Annotated in this window: 6 protein-coding genes; all 6 read right to left on the bottom strand. The window is 45.6% G+C overall.

Annotated features, from left to right (window positions below):
• The gene (locus LKO28_RS10930) at positions 1–2,511 is read right to left on the bottom strand and encodes a glycoside hydrolase family 31 protein (RefSeq protein WP_227694883.1); all 2,511 of its coding nucleotides are present in this window, start codon (positions 2,509–2,511) and stop codon (positions 1–3) included.
• Positions 2,512–2,515: 4 nt separating this feature from the next.
• Complete coding sequence (locus LKO28_RS10925) at positions 2,516–4,276, bottom strand: glycoside hydrolase family 66 protein (RefSeq protein WP_227694882.1); 1,761 nt, start codon at positions 4,274–4,276, stop codon at positions 2,516–2,518.
• 10 nt (positions 4,277–4,286) lie between these two features.
• Entirely contained in the window at positions 4,287–5,750 is a 1,464-nt protein-coding gene (locus tag LKO28_RS10920; protein ID WP_227694881.1) for a SusF/SusE family outer membrane protein, read from the bottom strand.
• Between the two features lie 10 nt (positions 5,751–5,760).
• On the bottom strand, positions 5,761–7,248 hold the full coding sequence (locus LKO28_RS10915) for a RagB/SusD family nutrient uptake outer membrane protein (protein ID WP_227694879.1): 1,488 nt from the start codon (positions 7,246–7,248) through the stop codon (positions 5,761–5,763).
• Positions 7,249–7,267: 19 nt separating this feature from the next.
• On the bottom strand, positions 7,268–10,270 hold the full coding sequence (locus LKO28_RS10910; protein ID WP_227694877.1) for a SusC/RagA family TonB-linked outer membrane protein: 3,003 nt from the start codon (positions 10,268–10,270) through the stop codon (positions 7,268–7,270).
• A gap of 209 nt (positions 10,271–10,479) precedes the next feature.
• On the bottom strand, positions 10,480–12,156 hold the full coding sequence (locus tag LKO28_RS10905) for a DUF6377 domain-containing protein (protein WP_227694876.1): 1,677 nt from the start codon (positions 12,154–12,156) through the stop codon (positions 10,480–10,482).
• Positions 12,157–12,160 lie beyond the last annotated feature (4 nt).

Raw genomic sequence — 12,160 nt, 5'->3', positions numbered from 1 at the left:
TTATATTCCATTTATCTGTATTGTTACTTTCTTTCTATTGTCTGGGAAACGCACCATGCATTCGCCTGTTTCTTCATTCCAAGACCAAACGGTTTCCGGACTATTTCCGTCCAGTGCTTCCGCGGTAGACAAATCCGGGTTATTGGAAATAGACTTACCATCTAATTTTACCGCTGCCGGTGTCTGCTCGATATGGAAGCGCAAGACGATATTCCGACCTTTTGCCGGCATATATCCGTTGTCCCGCGGCGTAACTTCCATCGTATATCCTGTATCTGTGGTGGTGCAGACAAAACCTGTTTGCGAAGAAACATCTTTTTGATAATCCAAGCTCTCCCCATCGTCTTCATAGACGGTAAAAGAAGCCTGTTCTCCCTCGTAATTTGGAAAAATGTGCACATGCAGTGGATAATCTAGTCTTTCGTGGATATATTGCATCACTGGCATCATCGGTACGATAGATCCCTTTTTCACAAACATCGGGATGACGTTTAGCGGCGCCCGGTAGGCAATTCTTTCGCCACCGAAATATACAGACTTCTTATCGTTGAAATCGATCCATTCGCCTTCGGGAAGATACAACCGTTTTACGCGCTCCCCTTTTTTTAGCACCGGCGCTACGAGCAATTCCTGTCCGAATATAAACTGGTCTTCCACTTTAATCGCCTGTTCGTCGTCCGGATATTCCATAAACAATCCTCGAAGAATCGGAAGACCGGTATCATAAGCTTGCCGACCGTAGGTATACAAATACGGGAAAAGCTGATACTTCAGTTCGATGGCCGCTTTGGCATTTTTTTCGGCTACTTCACCAAAGAGCCAAGGCTCTACCGCATTGTCGCCTTCGTGATGTGCACGGCTCAGCGGATTAAAGATTCCGAATTGCATCCAGCGGGTATACAGTTCTGCCATAGCTGGATAATCTGTAATGTCTCCACAATAGCCCGAAATATCGGTCGTCCAGAACGGTATTCCTCCAAGTCCGGCGGAAATGCCTACCGCAACCTGGTTGGCAAACTGCCCCCAACCCTGCAAGACATCCGCGCCGTTTCCGCTATCGCCCGACCAGCCAAATGTATAACGTTGCAACCCGGCATAAGCTGCCCTGGTCATCTGAAACACCCGCTTGTTGGGATTATGTTTCTCAAACTGTTCTTTCACCACCTTATCCCAAGTGAGGCCGTATACATTGTGGATCTCATCGTGCATACCGATATGGTGCTGCATATAAAGACGGTCGGCATCCTCTTCGTTACTCCAAGCCGGTTCACCCATATCCGTCCAAAACCCATGCGCTCCGTCGGCTAATGGTTTTTGCTGCTGCTCGCCCCACCAGTCGGCTACCTCCGGTATCGTAAAGTCTACGACACCGCAATTACCGCCCCATGGCCAGGGCATATCATACGATTTGCCTGTACGGCTGTCCTTAACAAGGAATCCCTTGGCATCGGCTTCCTGCCACTGCTTCTTGTTCGCCTGCGAAATAACAGGATCCTGCGACAGGATCATTTTAAAACCATTCCGCTTCAGTTCTTTTAACATAGCTTTGGGGTTTTCATAATTTCCTTTCCGCCATTCAAAATCCTGTAGCCATTGTGTCCAACCAATGTCCTGGTATATAATATCGATGGGTATCTGCCGCTTTCTAAATTCTGTAGCGATTTCTAGCGCCTGATCTTGCCGGGTATACAGCCCACGGCTCTGTGCAAAGCCAAAAGCCCACTTCGGCGGCATGATCGGCTTACCCGTTAGCGCAATATATTGGCTCTGAATATCCTTATAATCTTTACCATATATAAAATAGTAAATAAAAGCGCCGTCAGGGGCTTCAAAAGAATAGAACTCATCCGATTCGGTACCGAATTTAAACTCCGTTTTGTAAGTATTATCCAGAAAAACCCCGTAATTATAACTGCTCATAAAGAAAGGGATACTCTTATAGAGCGGATCCTCCTGAGCACTATAGCAAGGTCGGTCGCTATTCCACATTTTGTAGGCACGCCCGCGTCTGTTGAGCGGCCCTGTTTTCTCGCCAAGACCGAAAATGTTCTCATCGTTCCGCAAAACCTTATGCGCCACTATACGCGTACCCTCGGTCTCATGTCCACGATCCTTATAATCGCTGAAAATCAATTTTTGCCATTTGTCGTAGATGAGCAATTGCATATCTTTTTTATGCAGCCTCACCCGCAACTTAGCGGTGTAAATCTCATAACTCGACGGTTCGTCATTCACCGAAATCTTCCCCACATCTTCCAACTCTTCTTTTATCACGGCAAAGGAAGGGTTGCTTCGCTTTAGTTCACCCGTTGGATCAAACCAGATCCGTACCATCGAACTACTGTTGAATTTCAATTGCAGCTTCGCGCCGGCATCTCCATGAAAAGTAACGACATTTCCATCTATTGTATAACTTGAACAGCCTTGTGGTCTTGCTTCCTGCTGTGCCGTTGCTTCGAAAGCCGACAGAAACACCGTACACCAGACTACTATATATCTTATTAACTTCATATTATTAATATTCTATAACCAACATATCCCAATATTGAAGGCTTGGCAAGCTAACCGTCAACGTATTCCCTTGCTGTTCTACAAGCAACTCAATAGGTGCACCGGCAGCGATATCCGGCGACGCCATCCATACCTTACGCACCGTTTTGCTTACCGGAATCCGCAAGGACACATCGGTCACGGTATTCGGTTCGCGTTGCGTACCGTTGCTGTCCCGCCATTCCATGGTACTGGCATTGTTGAAGTTGACAAGATGAACAACATCAAGGTTACTGAACCGACGCCCGTAACTCGTTATATTTCCTTGGACAGCCGTACCATTCGTGACCGCTACACCCTCACCTTGCCCTTCGACAGCGGGTTCAAATACCTCTCCACCATCGCGCAGCAGGTTCTGGTAGCCCACCATAAAATCGTAGTAGGTAATCAGCTTATCTTTGGTCGTTCCGCGCAGCTGTAAGTTATTATTGGGGAAATATTCGTTCGTGAGATAATGTTCGCCGATTTCCAGATGTGCACCACCATTGGCAAAAATAACTGCATTGGTGAGCAGGATTCCCGGCTCGTTGACAAATCCGGGTTGATTAGAACGCCCGTAGTTCATGTATGCTGCCAAGACACTATTTTTCTCATAGCCACTATACCGATAGTTGTCGTGGATAATGCCCACGAGATCATTAAATGAATTGAACGGATCCCAAACTTCGGTGTACAGGAAGTCTACATCCGATGTTGCAATCGGACTCTCCTGCCCATATTGGGTGACGGAGTTCATCACATGGTATTTATCCGGAAATTTAGCAACAGTGGATTTGATAAACGGACCGTATGCTTGAGCGAGATCCACTTCCTGACCATCATAATCATAAACGGTTCCGCGACTGCCCAATTGGTCAATATGAAAGCCGTCAAAATCAAACACCTCATACACTTCCTGATGGCGCTTATTTAGGTAGTCCTGCCAGCCCGTATTCGCAGGGTTCGTCAGATAGATACTACTTCGAAACGGCGGATCAAGCGGATGTACGTCTTTTTCGATCCTTTCCGCATCCTTAAACAAATACCACTCTTCCCGCACGCCGTCACCCGCGGCATTCGATAATGCGCCGAACAACAGGTTATAAAACATCGCTTTCATTCCCTTGTCGTGCGCGGCTTGGATATAGCCATCTATTGTAGCCTTATAGTTAGTTCGTCCGATCAAATCCGGCCAACTTTCTGCGGGGTTTTCCGGGCTTCCGGCAAGGGGTTTCTGATGATCGTATTTCCAGTCGTAGAATTGTACACCATTGATATGAAAACGACTCAGGTTCTCGATATTGCGTTGGATCGTCTCTTGCGAGAAATGCCCGAAATTGGAAACAAAACCATATCTCGGAAATTTCGTCCATTCCGACGACACATCGACGGCCATACTATACAGCGCATTTTTCTGTGGATCATCACTTTTGTAGATATATACCAAATAACCTTTAAAGTCATCCGGTGGCGCTGTCCAAGTCCAAGAAGAGCCTGTAAGCTTCTCTTCTTTTAATACCTCTCCGAGGTGTGTATAACACACTGTTAATTCCTGTGGATCGATTTTGCCATCCAAAGAGAGTTTTACCTGATCGCCAGGACTATATACGGCCCGATCTTTATGCAGAGCTGCCTTAAAATAGGTTTCGCCATATGTAACTGGATCTACGTTGACATCATAATAATCTTTGCAGCTTCCCCATAACAGGGTGGTACAAATCAGTAAAGACCAAGGTATTTTCTTCATTTTCTTTCTCCTATTGTTTTTCAATGACTACGGTATGTTTTAATTGATCCAGGGTAATCGTATATGTTCCCGCAGACGCGATCTTCCACTTATTATCCGGATTAGAGCCGGGATTACTGAACAGTATCTGTTCCACATCACCGGTAGGCTCTATCCCATTGGCCAGAGCCAGGAACCAAGCTCCATTCCAGTCTGCCTGCTTATCACAGCTAAATTTTAACTCCCCGGCTTTTAACGCCCCCGTCCATGTAAATTGGTAAGCTGTACTCCCTTTTGCCATGGCTGTTGCATTTTCCACATCCCATCCATTGGGTGTCGCATCCCCCACCAGATACATATTAGTATAGGGGGTGAAGGGTACAATATCGATTTTATTTTCACGCAGATCCAACCTGACTTTGTACGTTCCATCCGATATTTTCCACTTATAGTCCGCTGCGTTTTCACCTTCCGACCAGCTCACCACCGGCAAATCCGCACCTACTCCTTGTCCGTTGGTTTCGGGACGTAGGAATACGACGCTCTGATCAAAATCCGGCCGAGTAGCGATCTTGAATTCATCCGATCCGGCATCTGAGCTCAGTGCAGCGTGGTAGTAAAAGATAAATGGATCATTGGCATCCTGCACCATCGGCTCAAACTGCCATCCCGTAAAGCCCCCGACAAACCAAAGTTCGCCATACGGTGGCCCTGCTGCTTCTACAATATCAATCGTCCGGGCAATCAAGTTAACCCTAATCTGATACGTTCCTGCTTCCGTGATATGGAACGGCTCATCATACGGATCGTCTTCTGACTCCCTAAAATACAGGGTATTGTCGTTGTCGCCACGGTTGTAGGAAGGCGCAAACTGACCTTCTGTCGTGATAAATTTAAACTCGCCCGGAACTAAATTGCCTTGCCACATAAAGACTCCCGGCGTACCCTGCGTGGCATTCATCGGTGTCGGGTCATCTGCACTCCATCCATTCGGTGTCGCACTGCCGATCAGGAATAACGTGGAACTAACCGGCTTATAGGTCTGCACGGTTATCACGACAACGTCAGAAACTTGAGGCGCTATACCTTCCGCCTGCACATGCGCCGTTACACGGGCCTCCAGTTCTACCGAACTCCCGGGTTCCACGCCAAAATCATCAAGCAATAAGCTGTTGAGGGCGGCTGTCCGATAGGCCAGTATCGTATTCCCCTGGTCGTGCGTACTACTGACCGCTTCGTCAAAATTTGTCCCCCTTACCGCCAGCTCAAAGGTATACTTTATCGCAGCATTGGATCCAAAATTCGATCCTGGAGTCCACTGAAAGGTAATTGCATCGCTTTCCGGTACGGCCACGTCCAAAACGACATCCGATTCATCTACGGATAAGGCCAACGGCCCATCGGGATAATCTATACCGCCAAAATCTTCTTTACAAGAGCTCCATAGCATGGGGATTACTAAACATAGGCTCAGGATATGATATATCTTCTTCATCGTAAACATATTAATAACCGGGATTCTGTTTCAATTTCGGGTTGGCATCTCTTTCCAGTTGTGGAATAGGAAGCAATAGATGCTTTCTGGCTGCGTTCAGCTTACCGATGCTGTGCAGAAAGTCTAACGCATACTGGCCGTTATCCCAACGGATCATATCAAACCAACGGTGCCCTTCAAAAGCCAGCTCTATACGCCGCTCTTGACGGATCTTTTCGCGCATCTCACTTTGCGACAAATTTTCGAGCTCCTGCTTATTGGTTAACCCAGCACGTTCGCGAACCCCATACAAGGGCTCTACAGCTTCTCCTGTTCGGCCAAGCTCGTTTAGTGCTTCGGCTTTCATCAGCAATACATCAGCATAACGTAGCACCACGATATTTGCCGCATTCGTGTTGTAATCCGGCGATACAGACAGGGGTACCAGAAATTTCCGGACGTTATATCCCGTGGAAGACATATTGGATTTGTATTGCTTGCCGTCAAACAAAGGCCCACCTTCATAGAGTACGGTTTTATCTTTGCGCAAATCGCCTTCTTCATATTGGCTGACGAATTCTTCCGTTGGTTGGTTCCAGCCGTAGCCACCACCTACCCAGCCGGAGTTACGCGGCCCCATGTAGGTGCTCAGCCAATTTGCCTGGTTTTCATCATCCCAAAAACCTGCATTTGTAAGTCCATAATATTGTACTTCAAAGAGTGATTCGGGTGTGTTTTTATGCCTTTTTTCCCCGCCGAAGCAATCACTATAATCCGGATTGAGTACATAGCCGTAATCAGCTACGAGGTTACACATCTCGACTGCCTGCTCATATTGTTTCAGCGTTAGGTATACCTTCGCCAACATCCCTGCGGCCGCTCCTTTTGTTGCACGCCCTTTATCTTCGTCTCCATATTCTTCCCGTCGGGGCAACAGATTGATGGCATCATTCAGATCGGGTATAATGACTTCATTGTAAATGCGGTTTTTGTCTATCCGTTCCTGGTTCAAATCATCACTTGGTTTCGGAGGGACCAAACTCATCGGCACATCGCCAAAAAGTTGTACCAACAGGAAATAATAATGCGCCCGTAGGAACTTTGCCTCACCGATAATCCGGTTTTTAAGGTTCTCGTCAATATCCATATCGGGCACATTCTCCAACACCGTGTTGCAATATAATATTCCCGGGTTCGGCCCCCGCCAGAGGTCAACTGCTGCAAAATTGTCTGGCCCGGTAGAAAAATTGGCCAACTGTATTGTTTCGATACCATCATCGCCACCACCAGCACCCACGGCACTGTTTCCCGCCATGATATCCAATGACCAGATACGCATATTGTATAATTTAGGACGCTGCAAAGGCTGATAGGCGGCATTTACCATCGCCACGGCTGAAGCAGCATCTTTTACCGACTCGGCACTCGGGTCTTCAAAGGGTTCTTTATCCAAGAAACCCGAGCAGGCACTGAATAGTAAAGGAAAAATTAAAAAAGCCGTATAAAATATCTTGTTCATAATCGTTATGCTGAATGCTTTAGAATCTAAAATCTACACCTAAACTCAGGTTTCGGGTGATCGGATAATTACTGTTGTCTACTCCACCGATTACTTCCGGATCAAAACCCGAGTAATTCGTCCAGGTCAGCAAATTCTGACCCGACAGATAAAAACGTAAACTGCTGATTTTCGCGCGCTCCGATATGGTATTCGGTAACGTATAACCGATTGTCACATTTTTCAGGCGCAAATATTTTCCTTCTTCGATAAAACGATCCGAATTACGGGTGTTTCGGTTGGGATCACTATAAATCGCACGGGGCATTTCGTTGCTCGTTCCTTCACCCGTCCAACGCTCTTGTACTTTCGTCGTCTGGTTACGAATCGTATACATACCTTCCAATGTCACCCGGTTGGCATTGTATATCTGATTGCCTGCTACACCTTGTAAAAACAATTCCATATCAAAATTTTTATAAGACAACCTGTTGCCTATGGCAAAACTCCAGCTTGGCGTTGGATTCCCCAGATAGGTACGATCGTAATCATTAACCACACCATCTTTATTTAAATCCAAAAATTTGATGTCCCCGGGCGCGGTACTATTCGCCGGGTCTGGACCCTGATATTGATGTGCGTAGTTATTCACCTCATCCCAATTTTGGAAAAGACCATTGGTACGCCAACCATAAAATGCCGATACTGGCTGTCCAACGGTATGGGACTGGTATCCGAAATAGATCGGCACATCACCATGCAGGTTTACAATCTTATTTCTGTTGTACGAAATATTAAAATCAGAATGCCATTTGAAATCTCCACGTAGGTTATCACTTCCGATGGTCAACTCCCACCCTTTATTTTCTACTTCACCCGCATTGATCATCGGCGTATAGATATCGGAATATCCCGTGGTGATCGGTACAACCATACTGACCAACATATCGGAGGTTTTCTTGATATAGGCATCAAATGTGACATTGATCCTGTTTTCAAAAAATGCGGCATCGACCCCGACATTCGTCTGTTTGATCGTTTCCCAGCGAATATTTGGGTTTGGCATGACCAATGGATACAACGTTGAGACCGGCGTGTCATTAAACACGTATCTAGAGGTATTGAGGCGTGCGGATGCTGCATAGATATCCAAAACGGCCTGATTACCGGTGACACCATATCCGGCGCGTACTTTTACATCTCCGAAAATATGGTTCTTGTTAAAGAAATCTTCTTCGGAGATCCGCCAAGCAGCCGCAAAAGAAGGAAACGTTCCCCAACGATTGCCTGGTGCAATACGGGAGGTTCCGTCATGACGTACCGTGGCTGTAAGTAAATACTTATTGTCGAAGGTATAATTGGCACGACCGAAAAAAGAAAGAAGTGCCCACTCATTCCGACTGCCGCCAACCGTCGGGTCGAGCAAGCCGTTGTTGAGCTGGTTGTTGTTATCGGATAGAAACTCTTTAATACTGCCCGTCATGTAGTTATACTCATTGTTCTGGGCACTGGAACCGACCATAATGTTAACGTCGTGAATGCCATCGAAGGTATTGGTATACGTCAATGTATTATCCCACAGATACGTCAGACTCTTGTTGGAACTCTCGCTCCGGAATGAATTCGGTACGGGAATGGGTTTCCAATCATATTTGGGAGCAAAGTTCACATTGTCCCATGCTTTATAGTCCAGGCCAACGATGGTTTTGAACGTAAAATGGTCTAAAAACTTTGCCTCCGCATACAAGTTGCCCAACAGATTATATCCATTGGTGGTATTTTGATCCAATAAAGCGGTACCGATGGGGTTCCTCAAATCTCCATAGAAAATCGCTTCATTTCCCGGTCCGGAGAAGCTACCGTCTTCATTGTATATGGGTTGCGTGGGCAATGAGGCCAATGTATTCAAAACGCTGTAAGAGCCATTCTTTTTAATATCATGGCTCAAGCTCAGGTTATTCCCCATTTTCAGCCAAGAAGTCTGTTGGGCCTCATTATTAAACTGAAAGGTATAACGCTTGTAGGATGTATTCAATACAATACCATCTTGGCTCAAGATACCCCCTGAAACGTAATAAGTATTTTTCTCTCCTCCCCCCGAATAGGATAGGGAATAGTTAGACAGGTGGTCCCTACGCAATAGCGCATCAGTCCAGTCAGTGCCTTCTCCCAAAAGCGTAGGATCGGCAAAGTCGGGCCGTTGCCGTTCATTGTTATTGGCCGTCATTTCATTGTGCAACGAGGCAAACTGTGCGGCATTCAACATTTTAGGAAGACTGGTTGCCTCCTGCGTTGCAAAATTGGCACTGGCAGCGAAGGTTCCCTTATTTTTATGTCCCTTTTTGGTAGTAATCAGCACCACACCATTTGCACCACGCGAACCGTAAATAGCCGTTGCTGACGCATCTTTGAGGATATCAATGGTTTCTACATCATTGGGATTCAAGGCGTTCAATGCAAGATCGGTAGGAACCCCGTCGATGACCAGCAGCGGAGCACTGTTATTGATTGACCCCAATCCACGTATCTGAATAGATACATTGCTTCCCGGCGATCCACTATTCACAATCTGTACACCGGATGCCCGCCCTTGCAGTGCTTCTCCAATATTAGCTACAGGCCGATCTTTCATTGCCTCTGAACCGACCGAGGCCATTGACCCCGTTAGATCCCGCTTACGGACCGTACCATAACCCACTACCACAATCTCCTCCAACTCTTCCTGGCTTTCAAGTAGCGTGATCCGATAAACAGATGAAGCATCTACAGCTTGCTCAATCAATGAATAGCCAATCGAGGTGACGTGTAATACATCTCCCGTTTCTGCTTGCAGCGAAAACTGTCCATTGGCGTCGGTACGCGTTGCCGCACTTTTCCCCAAAATAGCAACCGAGGCTCCTATAACAGGATTACCACCGTCATCTGATACAGTACCGGAGATGCTACGCTGCTGCGCATACACATTGACGTGTATTAGTACACTCACTACAACGAGTAGGAAATGCACTGCAGCGAAACGCATGTGACGATAAAAAATCTTCATAAATGACACTTACTTTAATGAATAACACAATTTATAATTGACCGCCAGCCTCTATCAGGTTTACTCTTGGAAGTCTTATACAAAGCTAGGAGAGAATTAGGTCTAAAAAAGGGCGTCAAGATAAAATATAGACCTGAAAACAAATCAACTTTCTGACAAACAGATGATTATACAAAAAACAGGATATGAAAAATATAGAAAGTATAATGCTAAATCTTGCTAATTCTTCCTATTTTCATGACCATATCGTCAAACTCTTCTCTAGGGACGCGTGCTTTATTTCTTATCCGAGTGCGATAACTATAAATCGTGTTGGTGGAATAATGGAGAAATCCTGCAATTTTTGAACTATCTGTAATACCCAGTCGGATTAAAGCAAATATGCGGAGTTCTGTATTTAAAAGCTCATTGTTTTTCAGCACAAAGCGCTCGTCTTCCATTAACAGCGCATTAAAATCATCGACAAAATTCGGATAGATATGAAGAAAAATATGGTCAAACGTAGAAAACAGCTCTTTTACTTCCCGTTCAATCATATCTCTTGATTTTAAACGCTTCAGGAGCTCATCCATTTTGCCACCCATGACCATCTTTTTCAGCATGGTCTGAAAGTGCTCCAGTTTATCGATATAAGTCGAGCACAGATCCAGGAATTGACCGATATAGGCTTCTTTAATGTGATTGGCCTCTGCCAAGTCTTTATTAATAGAGGATACTTCAAGGTTCGTCTTATGCAGGGCGTCGTTGGTCGTGTTCAACCGGGCATTCAACTCCTGCAAACGTTGATTCGCTTCAAACAGCTCGTCCCGTACTCGATTTATCCTTTTCATCTGTCGATACACATAAATAATCGCTAAAGCCAGAAAAATAGAAAGTACGGACACCAACAACAAAAAACCTGTTAGCATATCCTTTTTCTGCGCTTCCTTTTCTTGATATGCGGAATCGATGATCGGAAAAATCTGCGAGGCTTCATAGGCACGGAAACGAGCATTGCAAAAGATAGCATCCTCCATGGAGGACTGTATACATTTATAGGCTTCTTCAATATGTTCCGTTTCGTAGAGCAAAGATGCCAACGCTTTCATGGCTGCATTTTCCTTAATGGCGTTCTTGATGTCGTATATAGCAGACTGTATCAAATACCGACGCTGTAGGGAAATATTTCCTTCTTGCCTAAAGACCGTTGCCAGCGCATAACAAAGGATAGCGCGCTCGTGGTTCTCTTCGTCGGATTGACTCAAAAGTCGCATTAATATCATTTTGGCTTTCTCCAACTGCTGATGATCCAGTAGTTTCTCCGCATAAACAATCTGGTATTGTGTACTTTCAGGATCTAATTCATCGAGCAATGAATCCCGATAAAGATCACTGCGAGCTTCATATTTATCATCGTAGTGACTGGCGGAAGAGTAGAACTTATATAACCTTTTCCTCGCGTCATAATATTTCACACGAAAGGATGGAGGTAGCCGTTCAACCGATATATCTTGTAAGATATTATAAGAGTCGATATACATACCGGCCGTGAAATGTAAGGCTGCCAGATCAAGGTTGCTCGCTGTTATCCATTCGGTATTGCCGTAACGCCGGGCCAGTTGCAAACTATATTCTGCATATACAATGGCCGAATCCAATTTGTAGGGTGTATACTCCTGATAAAGCTGTTTGGCAATTAAATATCGGGTACTATCGTAGTCGGCAAGTTGGTTAAACGCTTGTACTAGACCTTGGATCTTCATTTCTTTCACGTCCATAAATTCCTGCTTTCGGTCAATGAAGCGCAACAAATTAGCTAAGGTATGATCATTTCCGACAACTTCACAGCGTATGGACAACCTAGGTAGTATCAAAGCACATAGTAAGAGAAGCAACAGCCTATCCATAGTC

Origin of the sequence: Sphingobacterium sp. FBM7-1, assembly GCF_020687765.1 — a bacterium.
GTDB lineage: Bacteria > Bacteroidota > Bacteroidia > Sphingobacteriales > Sphingobacteriaceae > Sphingobacterium.
This window is presented reverse-complemented; position numbering and strand designations above follow the sequence as displayed.